The 23084-nt window shown below is 61.7% G+C and carries 25 protein-coding genes; 14 read left to right on the forward strand and 11 right to left on the reverse strand.

The genetic code is table 11. The features are described 5' to 3' along the window. Nucleotides 1-105 precede the first annotated feature (105 nt). Nucleotides 106-1014, reverse strand: coding sequence for a glutaminase B (gene glsB, locus DBP26_RS17920; RefSeq protein ID WP_108238819.1), 909 nt, complete (start codon nucleotides 1012-1014; stop codon nucleotides 106-108). 73 nt (nucleotides 1015-1087) lie between these two features. After that, nucleotides 1088-1534 (reverse strand): hypothetical protein, encoded by a 447-nt coding sequence (locus DBP26_RS17925; RefSeq protein WP_108238818.1) that lies wholly within the window; start codon nucleotides 1532-1534, stop codon nucleotides 1088-1090. 101 nt (nucleotides 1535-1635) lie between these two features. On the opposite strand from DBP26_RS17925, the gene DBP26_RS17930 reads away from it, so the two are divergent. The 3 genes from DBP26_RS17930 (at nucleotide 1636) to DBP26_RS17940 (ending at nucleotide 2533) form a co-directional block, all read left to right on the forward strand. After that, nucleotides 1636-1935: a hypothetical protein gene (locus DBP26_RS17930; RefSeq protein WP_108238817.1), complete on the forward strand. Its 300-nt coding sequence runs from the start codon at nucleotides 1636-1638 to the stop codon at nucleotides 1933-1935. Between the two features lie 13 nt (nucleotides 1936-1948). Beyond that, nucleotides 1949-2206 (forward strand): hypothetical protein, encoded by a 258-nt coding sequence (locus DBP26_RS17935; RefSeq protein WP_108238816.1) that lies wholly within the window; start codon nucleotides 1949-1951, stop codon nucleotides 2204-2206. Nucleotides 2207-2290: 84 nt separating this feature from the next. Continuing rightward, nucleotides 2291-2533: a hypothetical protein gene (locus DBP26_RS17940; RefSeq protein ID WP_108238815.1), complete on the forward strand. Its 243-nt coding sequence runs from the start codon at nucleotides 2291-2293 to the stop codon at nucleotides 2531-2533. 123 nt (nucleotides 2534-2656) lie between these two features. On the opposite strand, the gene DBP26_RS17945 is transcribed toward DBP26_RS17940, so the two are convergent. From DBP26_RS17945 to DBP26_RS17955, 3 genes are all read right to left on the reverse strand, one after another. Beyond that, nucleotides 2657-3088, reverse strand: a complete 432-nt coding sequence (locus tag DBP26_RS17945; RefSeq protein WP_108238814.1) for a nuclear transport factor 2 family protein — start codon at nucleotides 3086-3088, stop codon at nucleotides 2657-2659. A gap of 86 nt (nucleotides 3089-3174) precedes the next feature. Next, entirely contained in the window at nucleotides 3175-4590 is a 1416-nt protein-coding gene (locus DBP26_RS17950; protein WP_108238813.1) for an MFS transporter, read from the reverse strand. A 444-nt stretch (nucleotides 4591-5034) separates the two neighbouring features. Further along, nucleotides 5035-7608, reverse strand: coding sequence for an ATP-binding protein (locus DBP26_RS17955; RefSeq protein ID WP_108238812.1), 2574 nt, complete (start codon nucleotides 7606-7608; stop codon nucleotides 5035-5037). A gap of 250 nt (nucleotides 7609-7858) precedes the next feature. Between DBP26_RS17955 and DBP26_RS17960 the strand changes: the two genes are divergently transcribed. Further along, nucleotides 7859-8998, forward strand: coding sequence for a glutathione-independent formaldehyde dehydrogenase (locus DBP26_RS17960; RefSeq protein WP_108238811.1), 1140 nt, complete (start codon nucleotides 7859-7861; stop codon nucleotides 8996-8998). Between the two features lie 231 nt (nucleotides 8999-9229). Beyond that, entirely contained in the window at nucleotides 9230-9421 is a 192-nt protein-coding gene (locus DBP26_RS17965; protein ID WP_108238810.1) for a hypothetical protein, read from the forward strand. 20 nt (nucleotides 9422-9441) lie between these two features. Here the strand turns inward: DBP26_RS17965 and xth are convergent, their stop codons facing one another. Next, nucleotides 9442-10227, reverse strand: coding sequence for an exodeoxyribonuclease III (gene xth / locus DBP26_RS17970; RefSeq protein ID WP_108238809.1), 786 nt, complete (start codon nucleotides 10225-10227; stop codon nucleotides 9442-9444). A gap of 211 nt (nucleotides 10228-10438) precedes the next feature. Between xth and DBP26_RS17975 the strand changes: the two genes are divergently transcribed. Beyond that, nucleotides 10439-10654: a hypothetical protein gene (locus tag DBP26_RS17975; RefSeq protein ID WP_108238808.1), complete on the forward strand. Its 216-nt coding sequence runs from the start codon at nucleotides 10439-10441 to the stop codon at nucleotides 10652-10654. Nucleotides 10655-10828: 174 nt separating this feature from the next. Then, nucleotides 10829-11089 carry a DUF1652 domain-containing protein gene (locus tag DBP26_RS17980; protein WP_108238807.1) on the forward strand — a complete coding sequence of 87 codons (261 nt, stop codon included), beginning with the start codon at nucleotides 10829-10831 and terminating at the stop codon, nucleotides 11087-11089. Between the two features lie 87 nt (nucleotides 11090-11176). Here DBP26_RS17980 and DBP26_RS17985 read toward each other — a convergent pair whose 3' ends face one another. Further along, the gene (locus tag DBP26_RS17985; protein WP_108238806.1) at nucleotides 11177-11479 is read right to left on the reverse strand and encodes an RcnB family protein; all 303 of its coding nucleotides are present in this window, start codon (nucleotides 11477-11479) and stop codon (nucleotides 11177-11179) included. A gap of 300 nt (nucleotides 11480-11779) precedes the next feature. On the opposite strand from DBP26_RS17985, the gene DBP26_RS17990 reads away from it, so the two are divergent. From DBP26_RS17990 to DBP26_RS18015, 6 genes are all read left to right on the forward strand, one after another. Next, nucleotides 11780-12712 carry an AraC family transcriptional regulator gene (locus tag DBP26_RS17990; RefSeq protein ID WP_108238805.1) on the forward strand — a complete coding sequence of 311 codons (933 nt, stop codon included), beginning with the start codon at nucleotides 11780-11782 and terminating at the stop codon, nucleotides 12710-12712. A gap of 85 nt (nucleotides 12713-12797) precedes the next feature. Further along, the gene (locus tag DBP26_RS17995) at nucleotides 12798-13250 is read left to right on the forward strand and encodes a (2Fe-2S)-binding protein (RefSeq protein WP_108238804.1); all 453 of its coding nucleotides are present in this window, start codon (nucleotides 12798-12800) and stop codon (nucleotides 13248-13250) included. Next, entirely contained in the window at nucleotides 13250-15502 is a 2253-nt protein-coding gene (locus DBP26_RS18000) for a molybdopterin cofactor-binding domain-containing protein (RefSeq protein ID WP_108238803.1), read from the forward strand. The genes DBP26_RS17995 and DBP26_RS18000 overlap by 1 nt, the downstream gene beginning before the upstream one ends. 28 nt (nucleotides 15503-15530) lie before the next feature. Continuing rightward, a complete protein-coding gene (locus DBP26_RS18005) occupies nucleotides 15531-16883 on the forward strand; it encodes a cytochrome c (RefSeq protein ID WP_108238802.1) in 1353 nt (450 codons plus the stop codon). 9 nt (nucleotides 16884-16892) lie between these two features. Further along, nucleotides 16893-17915: an XdhC family protein gene (locus DBP26_RS18010; protein ID WP_108238801.1), complete on the forward strand. Its 1023-nt coding sequence runs from the start codon at nucleotides 16893-16895 to the stop codon at nucleotides 17913-17915. Between the two features lie 46 nt (nucleotides 17916-17961). After that, complete coding sequence (locus DBP26_RS18015; protein WP_108238800.1) at nucleotides 17962-18546, forward strand: TetR/AcrR family transcriptional regulator; 585 nt, start codon at nucleotides 17962-17964, stop codon at nucleotides 18544-18546. Between the two features lie 63 nt (nucleotides 18547-18609). Here the strand turns inward: DBP26_RS18015 and DBP26_RS18020 are convergent, their stop codons facing one another. Beyond that, nucleotides 18610-19236, reverse strand: a complete 627-nt coding sequence (locus DBP26_RS18020) for a hydrolase (protein WP_108238799.1) — start codon at nucleotides 19234-19236, stop codon at nucleotides 18610-18612. A gap of 224 nt (nucleotides 19237-19460) precedes the next feature. Here DBP26_RS18020 and DBP26_RS18025 point away from each other — a divergent pair, with 224 nt between their 5' ends. Then, nucleotides 19461-20357, forward strand: coding sequence for a LysR family transcriptional regulator (locus tag DBP26_RS18025; RefSeq protein ID WP_108238798.1), 897 nt, complete (start codon nucleotides 19461-19463; stop codon nucleotides 20355-20357). Between the two features lie 45 nt (nucleotides 20358-20402). Here DBP26_RS18025 and DBP26_RS27060 read toward each other — a convergent pair whose 3' ends face one another. The 3 genes from DBP26_RS27060 to DBP26_RS18035 are packed head-to-tail and all read right to left on the reverse strand — an operon-like array spanning nucleotide 20403 to nucleotide 23081. Next, entirely contained in the window at nucleotides 20403-20540 is a 138-nt protein-coding gene (locus DBP26_RS27060; protein WP_177411083.1) for a hypothetical protein, read from the reverse strand. 45 nt (nucleotides 20541-20585) lie between these two features. Continuing rightward, nucleotides 20586-21497, reverse strand: a complete 912-nt coding sequence (locus tag DBP26_RS18030; RefSeq protein ID WP_108238900.1) for a magnesium transporter CorA family protein — start codon at nucleotides 21495-21497, stop codon at nucleotides 20586-20588. Between the two features lie 3 nt (nucleotides 21498-21500). After that, a complete protein-coding gene (locus DBP26_RS18035; RefSeq protein ID WP_108238797.1) occupies nucleotides 21501-23081 on the reverse strand; it encodes a RimK family protein in 1581 nt (526 codons plus the stop codon). Nucleotides 23082-23084 lie beyond the last annotated feature (3 nt).

Consider the following 23084-nt stretch of genomic DNA (forward strand, 5'->3'; position numbering starts at 1 on the left):
GGTGGAAGAAGCAGACGGTCGTCCGACGGTGAGTCTTTCCATAGTTACCGACCAGCCCCGCCCCCGCTGCGCTGTCTTTGCCCCGGAACAGAGCCGGGGCGCTCTTCAGAACACCGACCAGCCGATGCGCGAACTCAACAATTCCAGCGCGGCCATTCCGGCGAGGGAATTGCCTGCGGCATTGAGCTCCGGTGACCACACGCACACGCTGAACTGCCCGGGTACGATGGCGACGATCCCGCCTCCTACGCCGCTCTTGCCGGGCAACCCCACGCGGTAGGCGAAATTTCCGGCCTCGTCATACAGCCCACTGGTGGCCATGATCGAATTCACCTGCTGAGTCTGGCGGCGCGTCAGGATCTGCTCGCCGCTGTGCTTGCAGAAGCCGTCGTTGGCCAGGAAACAGAATGCACGGGCCAGGTCCAGGCAGCTCATGCGCAGCGCGCAATAGCTGAAATAGCTGCGCAATACCGTCTCGACTTCGTTATGAAAGTTGCCGAACGACTGCATCAGGTACGCCATCGCCGCGTTGCGCGCGCGAAATTGGTACTCCGAGTCGGCCACCCGGGCGTCCATCAAGACGTGAGGATTACCCGACAAGCGCCTCACGAAATCGCGCATCGACAACGTCGGCGCCGCAAAGCGCGATTGATTGATATCGCAGATGACCAATGCGCCCGCATTGATGAACGGATTACGCGGCCGTCCGCCCTCGAACTCCAGTTGCACCAGCGAGTTGAACGGCTGGCCTGAGGGCTCGTGGCCCAGGCGTTCCCAGATGGCTTCGCCGGAGTGGCCGATCGCTTGAACCAGGCTGAACACCTTGGAAATGCTCTGTACGGAAAAAGGCACCAGCGCGTCGCCTGCGCAGTGGTAGCTGCCGTCATTGCCATACACGGCAATGCCTAGCTGCTGCGCCGGTACGTCGGCCAGCGCGGGTATGTAGTCAGCCACTTTGCCCTTGCCGATCAAGGGACGGACTTCATCAAGAATGTCGTTCAACAGCGTTTGCATGGAGGGCCCTGTCATCAGTCCCCCGACAGCGGTGGGGGCAATAGCTCACTTGACGCGGGGCAAGCGGCCGAAATCACATTTCACGGTCATTTCCAGGAACCGGCGTGACTGCCGGCCAACGGTCGTGCAGCCATTCGTACGCCGCAGGCGGTGCGCGGGTGACCACGTAAACCCGTCGCTCCTGCGCCTCGCCGATCACCAGGCACTCAAGGCCATAGCCGTCGTTCATATCGAACCAGTGGGACACCCGTTCAGCGTCCTTTTCCATGAAGCGGCTGACCAACGCGATGGCACGTTGCGGGTGATACTTTTCCCAGCCGCCTCGTTCTATGGTTTCATGCTTCGCCCAGCCACCCTGTGGGCCCCAGCCCGGCTGCTCCTTGCGTCGCCCCCAGCGTACCCACCCAAGATCCGTACCATCTTCCAGCACCACCGGCAGCGCAGCCATCGGATTGGGGAAGTAGACGCGCACGGGCTCATACGCTCGGTTCTTGTCCTTCGCTTCGACACCGCCACACATGTTGGTCACCTCACATTACGCCACTCATGCCATACAGCATTGACCACCGCTCAGGGGTCTAGTTAACTGTATATGTGTACAGTACAGCGGCAGTGACTTCGATGCAATTTCTCATCACCCCCCGACGCAGCAACGGCAAGGCGCTGCCGATGGTTCCGCCCAAACGCACGACCGTGATCCACGGCGAGCTCACCATCACCAACCGTGTGTGCGAGCCCCTGCACCGGCACTCGAACGTCGCCACCCTCAGGGCGACCCACGGTGATTTCAAGCTGCTGCTGCCGGAGCTTTACGACGCGAGCCTGTCGGCCATGGCGCGGGAGGGGTTCACCCTCAGCGGCATTCAGCTCGAAGGGGAGGTCTGGTATGCCCAGTCCTGGTGGTGCAGGCCCGTTGATTGAAGGAGGAAGCGTCATGGGGGATGAACAGGTCAGGGACCGGGAGCTGGAACTGTGGAACATATTGTTGAACCACGAGGGGCGTCGGGAGCTGGCGATTGAGCATTGGAGCGGCGAACTCACCGGGCATGCCATGGCGTTGGCCAGGCTGGGTATCATCACGGCCAGCGAACTCGACGAAATGCTGGATTACGCCGACGCCGCGTACAGCCATGCCATCGAGCAGAAGGGCACGCGCCCTCCCTGCGAAGGCGATCAAGGCCGCGAGGCGTGAACCTCGCGTTTACGAACCGACGAAGGACATGCAACCCTCTCGGTTCGCTGCCGATATGCATCTGAAGAAATGAACAGGAGCGTCATGATGGACACCACCACGCAAACGCTGCGCAGGGACCTGCAAGGTCTGGCAGCCGATCTCAAGTGGTCAGCGGTAGAACTGGTCAGAATTGCCGAGCGGTTGAGCCAGGCAGGCAATGAACCGGATGCCCAGGCGTTGCAGCGGATGATCGCGATGTTCCAGCGCGAAGAAAGTCGGCTCAGTGCCATCGTGGGCGATATCTCGGCAGGGCGGATCGTTCAAATCGGTGATGCGGCGGTGTGAGCCGCGGGCGTGAGTATGGGGGACGCCGATCTGAGGTGTCGGTGCCGGGAGACTCAGGATGCACGCACTCACCGGCAGGGAGGCTGACTGCTCACTGCCGATCAGTTCATACGGGGCGGAATGTCAGAACTTGAAGGCTTGTCGTCCGATCAGCAACCACTGACCTTTTTGCTTCTGCCAGACCTGGAAGTTCTCGATCTCGGTGGGGACTTCCACGCCGCTGTTCACGGCCTGTGCGGAAAAGTGGTTGCGCACCAGGGCGACGTCGCCGTCCAGGGTGATTTTCTGGTTCAACATCTGCAGTGTCTTGAACCCACTGCGTCCGGTCTCGATGTCGGCGATGAATTCAGCCTTGTTCTGGATCTTGCCGCTGGAGTGGCCGTAGGTGACATTGTCGGACGTCAGGGCGCTCAGGGCCTTGGTGTCCTTGTGCAGCATCGCTTGGGTCATGTTGTCGACCGCCTTGGCCACGGCTTGCTCGTCGGCGGACGGCGCGGCGAACACATATCCGGAAAACACGCCCAGAAAGCCCAGCAGCAGTTTGTATCGGGTCATCGCTCTTTCCTTCTTGTTGTCGTCGGGGGCAGAACACCCCCGCGTGTCGGTACGGCATTGCCGTGTAATCGGTCGGGCAGGGCACCTTAGAGGTCCGTGATTTCCTTGTGGCGCGGGACGAGCGTCTTCATCACGCCCCAGGCCACCAGGTACGCCAGTGCACAGATGGCGAACATGATCATGTAGCCGGTGTGGATATCGTTGATCGATTTGTAATAGTCGAATACCCAGCCCCCAATCTTGGTCAGGACCACGCCCCCCAGGCCACCCGCCATGCCGCCGATGCCGACCACGGAGGCCACGGTTTTTTGCGGGAACATGTCGGAAACCGTGGTGAAAATGTTGCAGGACCATGCCTGATGGGCGGACGCGCCGATGCCGATCAGCAAGACGGGCACCCAGAAGCTGATGTAGCCCAGCGGTTGCGCCAGGAGTACCAGCAGTGGGAACAGCGCGATCACCAGCATCGCCTTCATGCGGCCGTCGTAAGGTTTGTCGCCGCGTGCCATGAAATAGCTGGGGAACCAGCCACCGCCGATACTCCCGACCATGGTCATGCTGTACAGCACGAACAACGGCATCACGATGGAGGGACCTTTCATTCCGTACTGCGCAGCCAGGTAGGTCGGGAGCCAGAACAGGAAGAACCACCACACGCCGTCGGTCATGAACTTGCCAAACGCGAAGGCCCAAGTCTGACGATAGGTGAGCAGTTTGAACCACGAGACCTTTCGGCCAGGCACGTTCGAAGCCGGGAGGGGCTGGGTGGATTCGGCTTCGTCACTGCGGATATAAGCCAACTCGTCGGCGGTCAGGCGCTTTTGCTGATCCGGTCTTTCGTACAGCGCCAGCCAGAAGCCCAGCCAGACGAAACCCAGCAGGCCAATCACGATGAAAGCCGCTTCCCAACCCCATGCCGCCGCGATGAGCGGCACACAGATGGGCGCAGCGATCGCCCCGACATTGGCCCCGGAGTTGAAGATGCCCGTGGCGAATGAGCGTTCTTTCTTGGGGAAGTATTCGGCCGTGGCTTTGATCGCGATGGGGAAGTTGCCCGCTTCGCCGATCGCCAGCACCGCCCGCGACAACATGAAACCTGCGATGGACACCGGGATCGCCGCCAGGCCCAACGCGCCGGCGATCGCACCGATGCCTTGACCCAGCGGTACCGCAAAGGCGTGCATCACAGCGCCCGTCGACCAGACCCCAATGGCCACCATGTACGCAGTTTTCGTCCCGATCTTGTCGACCACTCGGCCTGCGAAGACCATCGCGATAGCGTAGACAAACTGGAAGACCGACGCGATGTTGGCGTAGTCGGTGTTGCTCCAGCCGAATTGAGCGGACAGGTCTGGCGCCAGCAGGCTCAGCACTTGGCGGTCCAGATAATTGACCGTGGTGGCGAAGAACAGCAACGCACAGATCGTCCAACGGTATTTGCCGATGGAACGGGTTGCCGCTTGGGTCATGCTTTGCGGGTGAGTGGACTCGTTGAGGTTCATGACATCACTCTTGTTCTTGGAGGTGTGATGGTCTCTCGGCCGTGTGCCGAGAATGTGCAGATTGGCCCGAGTAGGCTCTCGGAGTCAGACGTCTAACAAGTGGAGGGTGGTGGAATGGGCAGTGCGCTGGCCAGGGGCTTCACTGCGGGAGGCTCGCCATTTCGCCAAAAAGCGTGAAAAGGCCGGGGATTAGGGCTAATGAGCAAGCAGTCTGGATTCATGGGGGTGGCCGACACTGTTTTTATTTTTTGGAAATGTTGTCGCTTTGAATCATATGTTGTCGTACAACAAGGCAGTTATAGCCAGTGAGACCTTGGGCTGTCAATGTTGTCTCGACCTTCAGGTGATAAGCGCTGCGGCTGCGCGTACCACACGCTTGTCATTCTCCTGCACGTCGGCACTCTGGAGCACCAGGCGTTGCCGCATCCGCGGTGTCAGCGCCATTCACCCCGCCGCTTCACGCCCCTTGAGCAGATGAAGAATTCTCGACGCGATGTCCTCGCGGCTGAAGGGTTTGGTCAGCAGTTCGAACCCCTCACCGTGGGGCAGTTCGATGTGGGTGTACCCGGTGATGATCAGGACAGGCAGGTGCGGGAATTGCGCGCGCAATTGGTGCGCCAATTGAAGTCCCGACCGATCCGCCATGACCTGGTCGGACAACAGCAGGTCGGGTAGCAGGCCGTCCGCGACCTTTGCAAGCGCCTCGGTGGCGCTGCTGCTCTCGGTGACCTGATAGCCCAAGTCGCGCAGCAGCAATGCGGTGCTTTGCCTGACCAGGTTTTCGTCGTCCACCAACAGAATATGGGTCTTGGCCTGCGCCGTCGGAGCCTCGACCTGAGGATGCTCTTCGGGCCTCACCGCTTCGCAGGTGGTCGGTAACCAGAGGCTGACGGTGGTGCCAGCGCCAGGCCGAGAGGTCAGATCGAACGCACCGCCCGATTGGAGCGCCAGCCCCTGCACCATGGAAAGGCCTAGCCCGGTGCCTTTTCCAGCGCCCTTGGTGGAGTAAAACGGTTCCACGCACTTGCGCAGCACGTCCTCGGCCATTCCGCAGCCGTTATCCTGTACGGACAATTTGACGTAATCTCCGTCTGCCAGCCCTTTGCTCGCGGCGTCGGTGGCGTGGGTCGCCGAAATCACCAAGTGTCCCCCCTGGGGCATGGCATCGCGTGCATTCACTGCGAGATTCAGGATGGCGAGCTCCAGTTGGTGGGCGTCGACCAACACATTGGGCAGCTCAGCATCGATGTTCAGGGTCACTGGGATCGTGGGGCCCAGAGAGCGCTCGATCAGGTCGGTCAAGTCATGGATCAACCGCGCAAGCTGGGTCGGTTCGGGTCTGAGCGTCTGCCTGCGAGCGAAGGTCAGCAGGCGACCCACCAGGACCCGCGCGCGGTCCGCCGCTTGCAAGGCACCGTCCACCAGCCGGGAGATCCGTTCGTCGGTGACGCGACGCTTGATCAGCTCCATCGAGGTGATGATGGGGGTGAGCAAGTTATTGAAGTCATGGGCCACGCCACCGCCAATCTGCCCCACCATTTCCATCTTTCGAGACTCGTGCAACTGCGCCAGCGCTTTTTCGCGCTCGGCCACCATTTCACCAACGCGCCGTTCCAATTCATCGTTCAACCGCCGCAGTTCGTTCTCCGCCTCGATCCGGGCGCTGACGTCGATGCCTACGCACAGCAATCGGGAATAGCGGTCGCGGCCGTCTCTGATGGGGGTCACATGGTTCTGAATCCAGACGTCCGTTCCATCCTGGCGTCGGTAGCGTTGTGTGCTTTCGAACGGCACGCCACTGTAAAGCGCGCGCTCGAATTCCGGTCGCATGGGGCTGAACGCCTCACCTCGCATCAAACGGTCCAGGCTACCCAGGGTCGTCGCATCGCCGGAGCACCCCAGCATCTGGCAGTAACGCTCGTTGATACGCTCGAGTTTCGAACTCACATCGCAGACCGCGATGCCAGCGCTTGCCTGATCGAACATCGCTGAAAGCTGACGTGAACTGACACGCACCGCCATCTCTGCACTGGCGTGGTTCATCCACAGCCAGGCCAGCCCCGCAGCTTCGATGGCCAGGCGAAGTTGATGAGGGCCGAATTCGTTCGCCGGGTCGGGTTTGAAGGTCAGCACGCCTGCCAGCCGGCCGTCCCGCAGTAACGGGATGTCGATTCGCGCGGGGATGGCCTGTTCGAGGAAGAAGGGGGCGTGCACCGATTCGTCCACGTGCACATCATCGTTCCAATAGTAGAGCGCCTGACCGGTGCGCAGCCTTTGGAGGTTCAGGCCATGCCAGGCCGGCATGACGCAGTGCCGCAACAGCCTTCCCCCTTCGTGAACCTGCGCCGGCAAGAATGTACCGCCATTGTCTTCCGTACGCCCCAGGCACAGCATCCCCGGCCGCAACTTGGCGCTCAACGCATTCAGCAGGTGGGTTTCGATCTGTTCCGGCTCGACGAACGCGGGGAACGAGTGCCCAAGTTGCACGAGAAATGCCTGCAGTTCCTCGAATTGAACACGTTGGGTCGTTTCGGTGACGATGCACAGGACGCCGCCGATCGAGCCGTCTTCGGCGCGCACCGCCGAATAGGACACATCGAAGTACACGACCTCGCCCCGGGCACTGCGCTGAATATAGAAAGGGCGATCCTTCGCGCTGAACGTCTCCCCGGTTTCACGCACGCCGCGCAGCAGTGGCTCAAGGTCGTCCCACAGCTCGCTCCAATTCTCGACCGCAGGACGCCCCAGTGCTCGCGGGTGTTTTGCGCCAATGGTCGGAGCGTAGGCGTCGTTATAAAGCGCCACATAATCCGGCCCCCAAAACAGCACGATCTGGGCCTTGACCGGCAACATCGTCGCGACCAGGGTTTGCAGGCTCCTCGACCAGGCAGCGGGCGCGCCGAGAGGGCAATCCTGCGCACTCAAGCGGCGCAGAAGGATTGAGACTTCGCTGGTATCCGACAAAAACCACACGTCGCTTTCAGCGGTTGAGTGGTCGTCACGTTTGAGCGAATCCATGTTCAGTCCTTGTGCGTTTTCATGGCGAAGTGTTGCGGCGCATAAGGCGTTTATTTCTTAAACGGCCGGCGATCAATCCGATCATAGATCCCTGCTTTCGATGCAAATTCACTTGGTTGCGCCGCGGGGCCGAAAAAAAAAGAGCGCCACTCGTCATATGCCTGAACGAATCGTTGACCCAATTGCCGCCCCCACCGGACAGATACCTTGTGAGCCGACAAACCTTTTGGTGTTTGAACGGGAGTGTCTTATGAAAGCCATCGTCTACAACGGGCCGCGCGACGTGAGCGTGCAAAACGTGCCCGATGCGAAAATCGAAAAACCCACCGATGTCGTGGTGCGCATCACCACCACGAACATCTGTGGCTCTGACCTGCATATGTATGAAGGCCGCACGTCCATGGAAACCGGCCGAGTGTTCGGGCATGAGAACCTCGGGGAGGTGGTGGAGGTCGGCCTGGGTGTCGACCGAGTCAAGGTGGGCGACCGCGTCTGCCTGCCATTCAACATCGGCTGCGGTTTCTGTGAGAACTGTGAAAAGGGGCTGACGGGATTCTGTCTGACGGCCAATCCGGGAACGGCGGGCGCCGCCTATGGGTTTGCCGACATGGGGCCGTACCAAGGTGGGCAGGCCGAGTTATTGCGCGTGCCCTACGCGGATTTCAATTGCCTGGTGCTTCCTGAAGATGCGCAAGAAAAAGAAAACGATTACGTCCTGCTCTCGGACATCTTTCCCACTGGCTGGCATGCCACGAAGCTCGCCGGTCTGCTGCCCGGCGAGACGATTGCCATCTACGGAGCCGGACCGGTAGGGCTCATGGCCGCCCATGCGGCGATGATCAAAGGGGCGTCTCAAGTCTTTGTGGTCGACACCCACCCTGACCGGCTCAAGCTCGCTGCGCAGATGGGCGCTACCCCGATCTCCGGTCTGGAGCAGGAGGCCGTCGAGCAGATCCTCAATCTGACCAACGGGCGGGGCACCGACCGGGGCTGTGAATGCGTGGGTTATCAATGCTGTGACAGGCATGGGCACGAAGCGAATCATTTGACCATGAACAATCTCGTGGCATCGACCAAGGCCACGGGCGGGATTGGCGCAGTCGGCGTGTTCGTTCCACAGGATCCGGGCGCCAATAACGCGCTGGCGAAGGAGGGCAAGATGGCCTTCGATTTCGGCACGTTCTGGTTCAAGGGTCAGCAGGTACGCACCGGCCAGGCCAATGTGAAAGCCTACAACCGGCGGTTGGCGGCATTGATTCACCATGGCCGCGCCCAGCCTTCGCAGATCATTTCGCACAGCCTGAAATTGGAGGAAGGCCCTGATGCGTACAAGCACTTCGATGCGCGGGATGAAGGGTGGACGAAGGTCATCCTGAAACCGGCCGCCTGATCGCTCAGGCCATGAGCAAGCGCCTGCCGACCCTGGAGGTGCCTGCTCGTGTCGGTCCTTTCGCAAGCGGCGAAGGCGCTAGGCAGGCGGGGAGCGCCATCCGTCGTCTCGGCTGAAGTCGTGGCTGAACCGCCGCGAACGGACCGAGGTCATTCCTACGACTGCGACGGGCTGAAGGCAAGTGTCTAGCCGTCCGCCGACTTCCCCAAGAATTGAGGCAAGGAGAGCCCGATGAGTGACAGCACCCGATCCAAACGCCAGATCGAAAGCCTGTGCCGCATTCGCCAGTGGCATCTGGATACGGCCCTGCGTGCGCGACTTGAGGGGCGTGAGGAGGAGTCGCGGTTTCACATGCGCTATTACCGCTTGCTGGGCCCTGCTGTGACGAACGCCGAGACCGATACGCTCGAGCGCCAGCCCTGACCCGTTTGACGACCCCGCCACTACAGCCCTTCGAGGCGGATCCAGGTAGGCGCATGGTCGCTCGCATGCGCTTCTCCCCGCACCCACGCGTCCACCCCGGCGTCTTCGAGACGCGGGGCAAGTACGGGGTTGAGAAGCAGATGGTCGATGCGCAGCCCGGAGTTTTTTTGCCAGTGCTGCCGGAAATAATCCCAGAATGTGAAGACGCGCTCCTCCGGATACAGATGCCTGACCGAGTCGATCCAGCCTTGGGCCAGCAGCCGCTGAAAGCATTCGCGGCTTTCAGGTTGCAGTAGAGCGTCCTTGCGCCATGAACGCGGGTTGTAAATGTCGTCGTCAGTGGGCACCACGTTGAAGTCGCCCGCCATGACCACGGGATGTTCACTCGCCTGCAACGTTTCGGCGTGCTTGATCAGGTGTTCGAACCACCTGAGTTTGTAATCGAACTTCGGCCCTGGTTGGGGGTTGCCGTTGGGCAAATACAGGCACGCGACAATGACACCGTGAGCCGCTGCTTCGAGGTAGCGCGCGTGGGTATCGGCTTCTTCCCCAGGCAGCCCCTTGCGGATCAGCAAGGGCTCAGTGTCGCGCGCCAGAATGGCAACGCCGTTCCAGGAAGGCTGACCCAAGTGGAGCGAGCCATAGCCCGCTGCCTCGATCTCCCGGGCAGGAAAGGCCTTGTCTGGCGCCTTGAGCTCCTGCAGGCAGACGATGTCGGGTTGTTCACGCTCCAGCCACCGCAACAGATTGGGAAGGCGCGCGCCAATACCGTTGACGTTGAACGTGGCAATTTTCAGCGCTCCCATTGCGTATACCTCTCGAACTGGCCCACTTCCTCATCTGAGGGGCAGGGCAGGGCGAAGTTCGGACTGAAAGCTCGGACTCAAAGCTCGGACAGGTTTGGCGACATGTTTAGCAACATGCTCGGTACGACCGTTCGGGAACTTCGTTGAACGACAGGGGCGGGGGTGATTCGAAACCATTAAGCACGACCCAACCCTGAACCAAGAGGTGTATATGAGCCCATCAACAGGCATTCCCGGTGGCAGCGAAAACGCGGTCGACTCCATTGAACCGCTCGAATCCGGCAGGCCGGACGTAATCCCCGATCCAGCGACCGAGGACGCCCATGTTCCGCTCGAGCCGGACGATGAGGCGGCTTTGGAGGACGAGGACATGTCTGACGTAGACGCCAACAACTCGGTGTCCTCGGAGCATCCACCCCAGCGCTGAAACAGTTCCCCCGCCCAAGACGTTGATGCCGATCAATGCGCATCCATGCTACGGCGGGTACATAAATAATCGATAAAGGCCAGCGGAAGGCCGAACGGTGCCCGATGAGCCGGGCCGAAAGATTTCAAGGGATGAACCTGACGCTGTACTGCCGACATAACAAGGACAATCGCGATGGCTATTTCTCTGCTTGAACTGCGTCACATCATCGAATCGGGCTTCCTGCCTCTGGAATGCCGGTGCACGGCAAGCGCCTCCAATGAACTGACGATCGAGCTCGTCGATCCCGCCACCGGCGCCAACCTGGTGACAGGTGGAATCAATGCCGCATCGCTGGACAACAGTCGGGCCATTGCCGAGTTGGTGGCTCAACTGCGTACTCGATTTGCCCAAACCCACGGCAGAGAGAGCAGAAGGACAGGTCGGCGCGCTTGAGCCATCGCGAAATGAAGGCCGCCTGACCAGCAGGCGGCACGCGGCTGCGCAAAAGCTCCGCAGCCTGTGGGTGGTGTACCCACGACGCTATTTCTTGTTGACCATCTCTTTGATGGTGCCCGTCGGGATATTGACCAGCGCGTATTTACCGCCGATCTCTACCCATTGCTCATGCTCCCCTGGCGCTGTCAGCTTGCGGCTTTTCCAGTCCTTGATCGCCATACTTTCACGCTGATACTCGTCAGGCACGTTGTCGCCCTTTTTGATCTCCCGAACGCCCGCGCCAGGCCGGTCCATCTTGACGGTGGGCTCCTCGGCCGCTTGGCTGATGCTGGAAACAGCGCACAGTGCCACGAGCGAAAACGCAGTCAGGTAGGTTTTATAGTTCATGGAAACTCCCGAGGGTGATGAGCGAGAAAGGGTTCTTGCGGTCCGCAACGTGCGGCCGCGTGGGTTGAACCGCTGTCTCAATGGATCGGAACCGCTGTCAGGCGTTCAACGCGATTGATGGGTGGCAGGGCTTACAGCCCGGCAATACTGATTCCTCGAGTGGCGTGCAGTGCGTTCATGCGGATCAACCCAGCCGTAGTTCAATCCTCTGGAATGCTTGCCTAATCCTCTGAGAATGCAGGCGCACGGATAGGAAACGCCGGGATTGCAGACTAGAGTCTGCACAAAGGAGTTCGAACGATGATTCACCCCCGCGTGCACCAGGCCTCGTCACTGGCCAAGCTCATCGACCCACGTATCCGCGAGCCGGGCGACATCCAGACGTCGATCCCCGGGCTGGCGCTGTTTCGTCGCGACCAGCCAGTGCCGCCAGCGACATGCCTGGTCGAGCCGAGCCTGATTCTCGTCGCACGGGGTGCGAAGCAATTGTGGATCGGCGGTGAAGCGTACAGCTATGACCCGTCGCATTTTCTGGTGACTTCCCTGGATCTGCCTGCCAATGGTCAGGTGCTCGTTGCAAGCCCGGAGCAGCCCTGCGTCGGACTGGTGCTCAAGCTCGACGTGACCCTGTTGACCGAGGTGATTGCCGCAGGCGTCACGCCCGCGCCCCAAGCGCGGGCTGCGGGGACGGGCGTGGGCATCGGTCGTTTGTCGCCGGTGCTGGAAGGGGCGCTTGCCCGGCTGTTGGAAATGCTCGATGAACCCCAAGCCATCCCAGTGCTGGCGCCGCTGGTGCTGCGGGAGATTCACTACCGCCTGTTGCACAGCGATCAGGCCGCTCGCTTGCGGCAAATCGCTGCCGTGGACGGACAGGGTTACCGCATCGCCAAGGCCATCGACTGGCTCAAGCTGAATTACACCGCGCCGCTGCGTATCGAAGAGCTCGCCGCGCGGGTGCAGATGAGCGCCCCCACGTTTCACCACCATTTTCGCCAGCTCACCGCGATGAGCCCGCTGCAATACCAGAAATGGCTGCGGCTGAATGAAGCGCGGCGCCTGATGCTCAGCGAACGGCTCGAGGTGTCCCGTGCCGCTTTCGCGGTCGGCTACGAAAGCCCTTCGCAATTCAGCCGAGAATACAGTCGCCTGTTCGGCGCGGCCCCCCGGTTGGATATCGCCCAACGGCGGGGCCAGCGGGTCGATGAATCGTCCCTGGACAGTGAAACGGCCTAGGCCGCAATCCGTATGACCGATGATCCGCCTCGACGCGGGTCACGAATGACAAAACGCAACATAACCGATGATCAGCGGGTGAACCATGGAACTACGAATCAACCAGAAGACCTATCAGGTCGATACGGATGCGGACACGCCCTTGCTGTGGGTGATTCGCGACGATTTGGGTATGACCGGCACCAAATATGGCTGTGGCCTGGCGCAATGCGGTGCGTGCTCGGTATTGGTGGACGGCAACGTGGTGCGCTCCTGCGTCACGCCGGTTGCCGGGGTGGTGGGGCGTGAAATCACCACCATCGAGGCAATCGAGTCGGACGAGGTCGGCAAGCGCGTCGTCGCAACGTGGGTCGATCAGCAAGTGGCCCAGTGTGGCTACTGCCAGTCCGGTCAAGTGATGGCGGCCACGGCGCTGCTCAAACACAATCCCAAACCCAGCGACGCGCAGATCGAGGCGGCCATGGTCAACCTGTGTCGCTGCGGCACCTATAACGCTATTCATGCCGCCGTGCACGATCTGGCGAAGGGGGAAGCCTGATGAACGCTCGTCTTGATGCCATCGAGCAGGCGCTGGGTCAACCACTGACGGGGCCGGTTAATTTCTCCCGCCGTCGCTTTCTCACCGGTTCCGCGCTCGGCGCCCTGGTGCTGGGTTTTGGCTTGCCGTTGGGCGCCTCCCGTGTGCAGGCCGCCGCGGCCGGCAACGCGACGGAGCGGGGCACGCAAGTCCCGGCCTTCCTGGAAGTCCGCCCGGACAACACCGTGCACTTGCGCTGCCCGTTCATCGAGGGCGGGCAGGGCACCTTCACCGCCATGGCGCAGATCGTTGGGGAAGAGCTGGATGTCGATCCGGCGAATTTCTTCGTCGACGCCGCGCCACCTGGTGATGCCTATTACGTGATGGAAAACGGCATGCGCATCACCGGCGGCAGCATGTCGGTGCGCATGAGTTACCCGACTATGCGGCGCATGGGCGCTTTGGCCCGCGCCATGTTCCTCCAGGCCGGGGCGGAAAAGCTCGGCGTGCCGGTGAGCGAGCTGTCCACCGAGCCCGGTAAAGTGGTGCACGCGGCCTCCGGCCGTTCAGTGACCTACGGCGAACTGGCCGAGCGGGCCATGGACCTGCCTGTGCCCGACCCCGCCAGTGTGCAACTGCGCGACCCAAGCCAGTTCCGCTGGATCGGCAAACCGGTCAAGCGTCTCGACGCCTACGACAAATCCACCGGAAAAGCGCTGTACAGCATCGACATGAAGGTCGATGGCATGCTGCATGCGGCGGTCCAGCATGCGCCGCGCCTGGGCATGACCGTGGGCAATCTGCGCAATGAAGAGCAGGTCAAGGCCATGAAAGGCGTGCACTCGGTGCACCGGTTGCCCGGCGCTGTAGCGGTCGTTGCCGAGCGCTGGTGGACGGCCAAACGGGCGGTGGAAGCCATCCAGGTCGACTGGCAGGAGGCCCCGGCCAATGCGAGCGGGCGCACGATGCCCGCCGACTTTTCCAGTGACGCGTACGTCCAGCGTCTGGCCGCGGAAAAAAGCCCGGCACGCGACGACGAGAAAGAGGGGGATGTCGCGGGCGTCCTGGCCAAGGCCAAATCGACAGTGGAAGCGACTTATCACAACCAGTACCTGAACCATGCCCAGCTTGAACCGTCCTCGGCGTTGGCGCGGTTCAACGCCGACGGCTCGCTGGAGATCTGGTTGCCCAACCAGGCGCCGGACATGTTCCGAGCGGACATTGCCAAACGCACCGGGCTCGACCCGGCGCAAATCACATTGCATTCGCCGCTGCTGGGTGGGTTTTTCGGACGCCATTTCCTGTACGAATCGGCCAACCCCTACCCGCAGGCAATTGAGTTGGCCAAGGCGGTGGGCCGGCCGGTGAAGTTGATCTGGAGCCGCGAGGAAGAGTTCTTGCGCGATGCAATGCGCCCCATCGCGGCGGTCAATTTCCGTGGAGCGCTGGACGAAAACGGTTGGCCGGTCGCAATCGAAGCGGTGAGCGCGACGGAAGGCCCGACTGAAGCACTGGCGGGCAAGCAGGGCGACAAGATCGACCCCACCGCCCTCGAAGGCCTGGCGGGCAAATCGTACGCCATCCCCAACAAACGGATCGCGCAGATCTACGTCAAGGGCCCGGTCATGCTGGGTTACTGGCGCTCCGTGGGCAATTCACTCAACGACTTCTTTTATGAGTCGTTCCTGGATGAACTGGCAGACAAGGGCGGCAAGGATCCCTTCGAGTTGCGCAAGCATCTGCTGCGCGACAACTCACGCTTGACCACCTTGCTCACCGCGGTCGGCGAGCTGTCGGGCGGCTGGAAGCGCGGACCGTTCACCGCCGAGGACGGCACCCGGCGTGCGCGCGGGGTCGCCATGGCGTCACCGTTCGGGACGCAGACGGCGGTGATCGCGGAAGTGTCCATCAAGGACGGCCAGGTCGTGGTGCATGACATCTGGCAGGCCATTGACCCTGGCAACATCGTCAACCCGGCCATTGTCGAGGCGCAGGTCAATGGTGCGGTGGCACTCGGGCTGTCGCAGACGCTGGTGGAAGAGGTGGTTTACGTCAATGGCATACCGAAAGGCCGCAACTATGACCTGTACCCGATCCTGCCGCCGTCACGCATGGCACGGGTGCATGTGAAGGTGGTCGAGAGTGGGGAAAAGATGGGCGGCATCGGTGAACCGCCGCTGCCTGCGGTGGCGCCTGCCGTGGCCAATGCGGTGGCGACCTTGACCGGGCAGCGCGTGCGCAGCCTGCCACTGAGCCGACATTCTTTTACCTGACCTGCAGGGAGCGTCTACAGCAATGCCTATGAAGAACAGCCGATTCGCAAGAACCGCTGGGGGAGTGGTCGTGGTGTGCCTGGTCGCGGCGATGCTGCTGGCCTGGTACGTCACCCGCGAACCCGCCTCGTCGTTGCAGAACGATCCCACTGCGGTCGCCGACATCGACCCTGCCCTGGTGAGCCGTGGCGAGTACGTCGCCCGGCTCAGCGACTGCGTGGCCTGCCACAGCGTGCCGAATGGCGCGCCTTTCGCAGGCGGCCTGGAAATGGCCACCCCTTTGGGGGCGATTCATGCCACCAACATCACCCCGGACAAAGAAACCGGGATTGGCAGTTACAGCCTGGCCGATTTTGATCGGGCCCTGCGCCACGGTGTCGCGCCGGGCGGCCGACGCCTGTATCCAGCAATGCCGTATCCGTCGTATGCCAAGCTCAATGATGACGATGTGCGTGCGCTGTACGCCTTCTTCATGAAAGGGGTCGCGCCGGTCAAGCAGGCCAATATCCCCAGCTCGATTCCATGGCCCTTGAATTTGCGCTGGCCGATCGCGCTGTGGAATGGTGTGTTCGCTGACACCACGCCATATGTGGCCAAGTCCGGACAGGATGAACTGTGGAATCGGGGCGCGTACCTGGTGCAAGGCGCGGGTCACTGTGGCAGTTGCCACACGCCGCGTGGCCTGGCATTCAATGAGAAGGCGCTGGATGAGTCCGGCAAGCCGTTCCTGGCCGGTGCATTATTGGATGGCTGGTACGCGCCAAGCCTGCGGGACGACCCCAACACGGGGCTGGGTCGCTGGAGCGAAGCGCAGATCGTGCAGTTCCTCAAAACCGGTCGCAACCAGCACGCCGTGGTGTTCGGCTCGATGACCGAAGCGTTCAACAACTCGACTCAGTTCATGAGCGATAACGACCTTGCTGCCATCGCCCGCTACCTCAAGTCGCTGCCGGGGGATAGCCAGCGTGACGGCACGCCTTGGCAGTATCAGGCCGTCTCCGCTGCGGAACGATTGGACACGCCCGGCGCTCACACTTATGTTACCCGCTGCGCTTCGTGCCACGGGGTGGACGGACAGGGCCAGCCTGAGGCGATGCCCCCATTGGCGGGCGCCACTTCGGCGCTGGCGAAGGAGGCGGCTTCAGCGATCAACATCACGTTGAACGGCTCGCAACGGGTGGTCGCGGCAGGGGTACCGGATGCCTATCGCATGCCGGCGTTTCGCGAGCAGTTGTCGGATCAGCAAATCGCTGAGGTCCTGACGTTCATTCGCACCACTTGGGGCAATCACGGCACGGCGGTGGATGCACAATCGGTTGGCAAACTGCGAGAGCACACCGATCCGGCCAGCAGCAGCCCGATCATTCTGCACATGCGTTGAGGACGTCAGATGGAAAGCATCGATCTATTGGTGTTACGCACCGCGCGCGACTGGCTCGCGTCGGGCCACCGGGTCTTGTTGGCAACCGTCGCCCGCACCTGGGGCTCTTCGCCGCGGCCGGTGGGATCGATGATGGCGCTGCGCAACGACGGGCGGGTGGTGGGCAGTGTGTCCGGTGGCTGCATCGAGGACGATCTGATTCACCGTTACACCACGGCCTATGGTGGCAGCGGGCTGCCGGACCGTCAGCCTGACGTCGTGCGCTACGGCGTCAGTGCCGACGAAGCCCATCGCTTCGGCTTGCCCTGCGGGGGCACGTTGGAACTGGTGCTCGAGTTCACCCCCGACTGGCGCTCCCTCGATGAACTGCTGGCGCGGCTCGACACAGGTCAGTTGGTGCGACGGCGGTTACGCCTGGACACTAACGCGATTGCCCTCGAACACAGCGCCCAGCCGGAGCAATTCAGCTTCGATGGCGAGCACATGCTCAACACGCTGGGGCCGGGGTACCGATTGTTGATGATCGGTGCCGGTGCGCTGGCCGAATACCTGGCGACGATGGCGCTGTTCAATGGCTTCAAGGTCACGGTCTGCGACCCGCGCCCCGAGTACGTCGAAACCTGGGCCGTTGCCGGGGTCGAGTGCCGGGTAGGCATGCCGGATGACGTGGTTCGTGAGTTCGCCGTCGATCTGCGCACCTGCATCGTCGCCTTGAGCCATGATCCCAAGCTGGACGACCTGGCATTGCTGGAAGCGTTGCAGAGCCCGGCCTTCTACATCGGTGCCATCGGATCGCGGCGTAATAGCCAGCTGCGGCGTGAACGTCTGATCGAGCATTTCGGGGAGACCGATGCCTCGCTTCGCCGACTGCACGGCCCGATGGGCATTTACATCGGCAGCAAGACACCAGCGGAGATCGCCGTCAGCGTCATGGCGGAAATTCTGGCGGCCAAGAACGGCATCCAGCTTCCCCGCACCACTGACGTCGCCGAAGCCAAGCGTCTGCGCGAAAACGTGATGTCGGACGGCTGAACGGCACGGCTTGACCGGGTGATCTACTAGAAGGTAGGGTGCGCCCATGAACACGCACTCTACGACTTACTTCGATATCCTCGACTGCGCCCGCTCGTTGATCGTCGCGGGCGGCTACAGCGGTTTCAGCTACGCCGATATTTCCGAATTCGTCGGTATCCGCAAGGCCAGTATCCACCACCATTTCCCCACCAAGGTCGACCTGGTGCGCACCCTCGTGATGCAGTACCGCCAGCAGGCGGAGGCCGGGATTGCCGAACTCGAGCGCCAGTGCCCGGACGCGGCCGATCAGTTGCGCGCCTACATCGGTTACTGGATGGGGTGCATCGACGATGCCGCCAAGGGTTATTGCGTATGTGCGCTGCTGGCGACCCAGATTCCGGTATTGCCTCAGGAAATCGTGCTCGAAGTGCGTGCGCATTTCCGTTCATTGAGTGCCTGGCTGACGTCGGTCTTGGAACGTGGCGCGATGCGTGGACGCCTTGTGCTGTCCAGCGACGCCCGCACGGAGGCCGAAGCCTTCATGGCGGCGGTCCACGGCGCCATGCTTTCGGCCCGTGCATATGGAGATCCCAAGGTGTTCGGTACGATCGTCGAGCCTTTGGTGGGGCGACTGATCGCCAACGGTTGAGAGAGGGGGCCGCTGTGCGCGACCCCATCCCCTGGCGCTCGGTTGGCCTGAATCGAGCCGCGTTTAGATGGATTTTTCCGCGTTGAACCCGTCGGCGTTTTCGAAGACGCCCATGAAGCCCGGCACCGTGGATGCCCTTGCCCAGTCACGCTGAAGCTCGCAGTACATCTGCACGCGGCTGATCAGCTTCCCACCCGCTTGCTCGATTCGACGCAACGCCGCTTCGTGCGCAGCCACCGAGGTACCACCCACGGCATCGACCGGTACGTAGACCTCGTAACCTTCCTGCAAAGCGTCGAGGGCTGGAAACGCCAGGCAGGCTTCTGTCCAGAGCGCGGTGATGATGAGCTTGCGGCGGCCGAGAGCCTTGACCGCCTGCTTGAACTCGATGTCTTCCCAACTGTTGATGGACGTTCGATCGTAGGTCGGCAGGTGGCCCAATACCTCCTGCAGCGCCAGGATCGGCGGTTTGTTACGCCCTGTCGCAACGTTGACGGTGGAGTGAATGATCGGAAGGTTGTAGTTGAGCGCTGCCTTGGCCACGCTGGTGATGTTGAATACCAGTTCGTCGCGCGGCATCGAGCGGATCGAAGAGACCTGGACGGGCTGGTAATCGATGATGATCAGCGCCGAATTTTCCGGCGACAAAAGATGATCGGTCAACGGGTTGCGAATGGTCTCGCTTGCCATGTGCTGCTCCTGCTTGGATTTATTGTCGAGGTGTGGGACGGGCCGTACGCTCGCCGTTGCAAACGGACGAGCCAGAGTCTGTCCTCGCCGAATCGAGATCAACTCGATACCCGAACGGCCTCCCGGAGAGGGAAGCCATCAGGCAGCAGGATTGTGCTGTTGCATTCTTCGACTCAGTAGTAGCATGTCGAGCCTTGCTGTGTTGCACAAAGAGGAACGCTGGCGTGGATATCGACGAGTTGCAGACGTTTGTGGAAGTCGCCGACGCCGGGGGGATTTCGCCAGCGGCGGTCCGTCTCGGGGTGTCCAAATCCATGGTCAGCCGCAGGCTCGCCCGCCTCGAGGCCGGTCTGGGCGTGCAGTTGCTGGCCCGCACGACGCGGGGCGCGGCACTGACCGAGGCCGGGACGGCGTTCAGGGATCACGCGGCCAGAATCTGCGCTGAAATCGAGGCCGCTCGCGAAACGATCCTGCCGGAGGGGCCTCTTCGCGGCCGGTTACGCATCGCTGCGCCCCTTTCATTCGGGCCGACCCATTTCGCACCTATGTTGGCGGAACTGGCGCGGCGGCACCCCGCCTTGCACATCCACACGTGCTACAGCGACCGCTTCGTCGACCTCATCGCCGAGGGGTTCGATTGCGCGATTCGCGTCGGTTACCTGGCCGACTCCAATCTGATCGCCCGGGGAATTGGCCCGATCTACACCAAACTGGTCGCCAGCCCCGACTACATCAGTGCGCGGGGCGCGCCGGAATCGCCGGATGAAGTGCCCGCGCACGAGGCCCTCATGCAGGGCACCGAGCGCTGGCAATTCAAGGATGGCGCCAACGTGGTGACCGTTCACCCGCAGGGCCGGTTCAAGGCTGACAGCGGCGTGGCCTTGGTCGCAGCGGCCAAGGCAGGCCTGGGGATTGCCTACCTGCCGGATTGCCTCACCTATGAACACCTGCTGTCTGGCGCACTGGTTCCGATCATGACGCGGTATCCGCCGCCCCCGGCAGGGGCGTATATCGTGCGCCCGCCCGGTGCCCATCCCGCGCGCAAGATCCAGGCGCTCGCCGAGTTCTTGATCGAGGCCTTTGGACAGTCGCCGCATTTCGCCAGGCCTGTGGGGGGCTAGGGGAGTGCTGGCTGACCAGTGAACGTGCCCGAGGTGAGCTGGCGCTCAACGACGACTTTCCCGCTCGTCAACAGGTTTGGCCGCGGGCGGCTCGTCCTGCATGCGATGGTCCAACAGACTGATCAATGTGCCCAGCACCGCAATCACCCCCATCATGACCAGACCCACATCTGAAGCGTGCATCATTGACTCCTGAATGCCTTGGGAAGAATTGAAAAAGAGGACGGGTCACGCCATCCGTCGCAGCGCGACCACCATGCCAGCGCCCAGAAGCGCCATGCCGACGATCAGGCTCGGAAACGAAATCCACCAGGGCACGCCGGCGGTCATCATGCTGAACTCCGACATCCCGCCAATGCCGGCAATCAGGTTCAAGGGCAGGAACACCACGTTGATCAGGGTGAGCTTGCGCAGCGCGAGGTTCATGCCGTTGTTGGCCAGGTTGCCGCGCGATTCGATGAGGTTGGCAAACACCTTCGCGTGGATCCTGGCCTGTTGATAGCTTTGTTCGTTTTCGATGATCAGGTCGTTGAGCACCTGCAACTGGTGGTCGCTGAACCCGTGTCGTTGGCCGTGACTGCGCAGCAGGGTGAGCACCGTGCCGTTGCCATGGATCGCGTTCACGTAATACACGAGGCTTTCGCTGAGGTTGTACATCTGCGCCAGTTGCCGGTTGTCCATCGTCTGGGTGAATTGCTGTTGAATCTCTCGGGCCACGTGTTTCACCACCCGCAGATGCCCCAGGTAGTGATGAACACTTTCAGCCAGCAGCGCCATCAGTACATCCAGCGGGCCGGCCAGGTCGGGCGCCTCGTTCAGGCTCGACAGCAGCGAATTGCTGGCGCAAATCACCCCCAGGCGCCGTTCACTCAGCACCACGCCGAACGACGACACATTGAAGGCGCGGCCATCGAAGCTTTCCGGGCGTTTCCAGATCAGGAACAGGTGATCGGGCTTGATTTCGATGCGGGCCACTTCGTCCGGGTCCAGTGAAGAGGCGATCGCTTGGGCGCCGACGCCAAGCCGTTCCTGCAACGCCTTCTGTTCAAGGGCGTCCGGTGCGGTGCACAGCCATACTTCGGCGTGAGTTTCAGGCGCGGCGCGCAGCGCACCGGATTCGATGCAATAGCCGTCGATCATCATTCACCACGCCTGGCCGCGGTGTTTGCGTTCCAGCCGTTGGGTGAAGGCCTGCAACACCCGGCGATACAACTCGTCGCCCAACACAGCGTCTTCGATGCCCGCGTCCAGGTTGGGGTTGTCGTTCACTTCGATGACCAGTACCCGATCGCCGGTCTGCTTGAGGTCGACGCCATACAGCCCGTCCCCGATCAGGCGGGCGGTGTCCACGGCCAGTTTCACCACCTCGGGTGGCGCCAGTTCCACCGGCACTGCGCGACACTGGCCGTTGACCTCGCCTGCGACAGCCTTGTGGTTGTAAATCTGCCAGTGCCCCTTGGACATGAAGTACTGACAGGCGTAGAGGGCTTCGCCGTTGAGCACACCCACTCGCCAGTCGTATTCGGTGTAGCAATATTCCTGGGCGAGCAGCAGCACCGAGTGCTCGAACAGCTCGTGGGCGGCGGCCATCAGGGCGGGGGTGTCGGTAACCTTGATCACCCCGCGCGAGAAGCAACCATCTGGGATCTTCAGCACCAGGGGAAAGCCCAGGCGGCGCCTTACGTGTTCCAGCTCTTGCGCGCGATCCTTGTAGAGAATTTCCGTGGCAGGCATGCCCAGCCCCCGGCGTTTCAGCAAGTCAGCGAGGTAGACCTTGTTGGTGCAGCGAAGAATCGAGGCGGGGTCGTCGATCACCACCAGGCCTTCGCGCTCGGCTTTTTTCGCAAAGCGGTAGGTGTGATCGTCCACCCGCGTCGTTTCGCGGATGAACAGCGCATCGAACTCGGCCAGGCGTGCGTAATCCTTCTTCTCGATCAACTCGACATCGATGCCGAGCCGTTGACCGGTCTGGATAAAACGTTCCAGCGCCTCAGGGTTGGAAGGGGGGAGAGCTTCAGTCGGATCGTGCAGGATGGCCAGATCGTAACGCGCCACCCGGCGGGAGGCAGGCTGACGCCAAGTGCGGCGATTGAAGGCATCCAGCGCGTCGGCGAAAACGTGCTGCTGTTCGTCGCGCAGCCTATGCAGCGCACCGGCTTTGATCCCCGCGATCTGCCAGGTCTCGCCTCGACGAAATTCCACCAGCAGGATAGGGCAGGGGAAAATCTCGAACAGTTGGCGGCCAATTTCCTGCAGCGAGGCGATGGAGGCTTTGCCGAAGTACAGCGACAGGGTGAATGCCTCGGTGCTGCCGTAAGGGTGGTTGGCCAGCGCCCGTTCCAGAGTGCGTTCCAGGTCGTCCAGTCCGACCCCGTACAGCGCTTTGCGGGCCAGTTCGCTGACCGTTCTCACCGAAGGAAACACCTTGTGCCCACGGGCTTCTGCGAGCAACGAGCAGTAGTAACCCTGCCCCAGGTATTTGTAATGACGGCACAGGTTGATGACCTGGGTGCGATGGGGAAAATCATCGCTGTGTTCGAGGTAGTCCTGCGCCAGCATCAGGCTTTCGCTGGGCAAGTAGTCGGCCCAGTCCTCTTTGCGCTCCACCAGAATCAGCAGTCGACTGCCGGAAGGGTGGGCACTGGGAGGTTCCTCGACCAGAGAGATTGTCGAACGTTCGGATTTGTCCAATACTGCGTTCACGTTGGCTGGCACCGCTGACATGAG

This window comes from Pseudomonas sp. RIT409 (assembly GCF_003052515.2).
In the GTDB taxonomy this organism is placed as follows: Bacteria; Pseudomonadota; Gammaproteobacteria; order Pseudomonadales; family Pseudomonadaceae; genus Aquipseudomonas.

Coding starts and splice junctions, on each gene's coding strand:
- glsB (WP_108238819.1), bottom strand. CDS start 1,014: ATGCAAACGCTGTTGAACGACATTCTTGATGAAGTCCGTCCCTTGATC.
- DBP26_RS17925 (WP_108238818.1), bottom strand. CDS start 1,534: ATGTGTGGCGGTGTCGAAGCGAAGGACAAGAACCGAGCGTATGAGCCC.
- DBP26_RS17930 (WP_108238817.1), top strand. CDS start 1,636: ATGCAATTTCTCATCACCCCCCGACGCAGCAACGGCAAGGCGCTGCCG.
- DBP26_RS17935 (WP_108238816.1), top strand. CDS start 1,949: ATGGGGGATGAACAGGTCAGGGACCGGGAGCTGGAACTGTGGAACATA.
- DBP26_RS17940 (WP_108238815.1), top strand. CDS start 2,291: ATGATGGACACCACCACGCAAACGCTGCGCAGGGACCTGCAAGGTCTG.
- DBP26_RS17945 (WP_108238814.1), bottom strand. CDS start 3,088: ATGACCCGATACAAACTGCTGCTGGGCTTTCTGGGCGTGTTTTCCGGA.
- DBP26_RS17950 (WP_108238813.1), bottom strand. CDS start 4,590: ATGAACCTCAACGAGTCCACTCACCCGCAAAGCATGACCCAAGCGGCA.
- DBP26_RS17955 (WP_108238812.1), bottom strand. CDS start 7,608: ATGGATTCGCTCAAACGTGACGACCACTCAACCGCTGAAAGCGACGTG.
- DBP26_RS17960 (WP_108238811.1), top strand. CDS start 7,859: ATGAAAGCCATCGTCTACAACGGGCCGCGCGACGTGAGCGTGCAAAAC.
- DBP26_RS17965 (WP_108238810.1), top strand. CDS start 9,230: ATGAGTGACAGCACCCGATCCAAACGCCAGATCGAAAGCCTGTGCCGC.
- xth (WP_108238809.1), bottom strand. CDS start 10,227: ATGGGAGCGCTGAAAATTGCCACGTTCAACGTCAACGGTATTGGCGCG.
- DBP26_RS17975 (WP_108238808.1), top strand. CDS start 10,439: ATGAGCCCATCAACAGGCATTCCCGGTGGCAGCGAAAACGCGGTCGAC.
- DBP26_RS17980 (WP_108238807.1), top strand. CDS start 10,829: ATGGCTATTTCTCTGCTTGAACTGCGTCACATCATCGAATCGGGCTTC.
- DBP26_RS17985 (WP_108238806.1), bottom strand. CDS start 11,479: ATGAACTATAAAACCTACCTGACTGCGTTTTCGCTCGTGGCACTGTGC.
- DBP26_RS17990 (WP_108238805.1), top strand. CDS start 11,780: ATGATTCACCCCCGCGTGCACCAGGCCTCGTCACTGGCCAAGCTCATC.
- DBP26_RS17995 (WP_108238804.1), top strand. CDS start 12,798: ATGGAACTACGAATCAACCAGAAGACCTATCAGGTCGATACGGATGCG.
- DBP26_RS18000 (WP_108238803.1), top strand. CDS start 13,250: ATGAACGCTCGTCTTGATGCCATCGAGCAGGCGCTGGGTCAACCACTG.
- DBP26_RS18005 (WP_108238802.1), top strand. CDS start 15,531: ATGAAGAACAGCCGATTCGCAAGAACCGCTGGGGGAGTGGTCGTGGTG.
- DBP26_RS18010 (WP_108238801.1), top strand. CDS start 16,893: ATGGAAAGCATCGATCTATTGGTGTTACGCACCGCGCGCGACTGGCTC.
- DBP26_RS18015 (WP_108238800.1), top strand. CDS start 17,962: ATGAACACGCACTCTACGACTTACTTCGATATCCTCGACTGCGCCCGC.
- DBP26_RS18020 (WP_108238799.1), bottom strand. CDS start 19,236: ATGGCAAGCGAGACCATTCGCAACCCGTTGACCGATCATCTTTTGTCG.
- DBP26_RS27060 (WP_177411083.1), bottom strand. CDS start 20,540: ATGCACGCTTCAGATGTGGGTCTGGTCATGATGGGGGTGATTGCGGTG.
- DBP26_RS18030 (WP_108238900.1), bottom strand. CDS start 21,497: ATGATCGACGGCTATTGCATCGAATCCGGTGCGCTGCGCGCCGCGCCT.
- DBP26_RS18035 (WP_108238797.1), bottom strand. CDS start 23,081: ATGTCAGCGGTGCCAGCCAACGTGAACGCAGTATTGGACAAATCCGAA.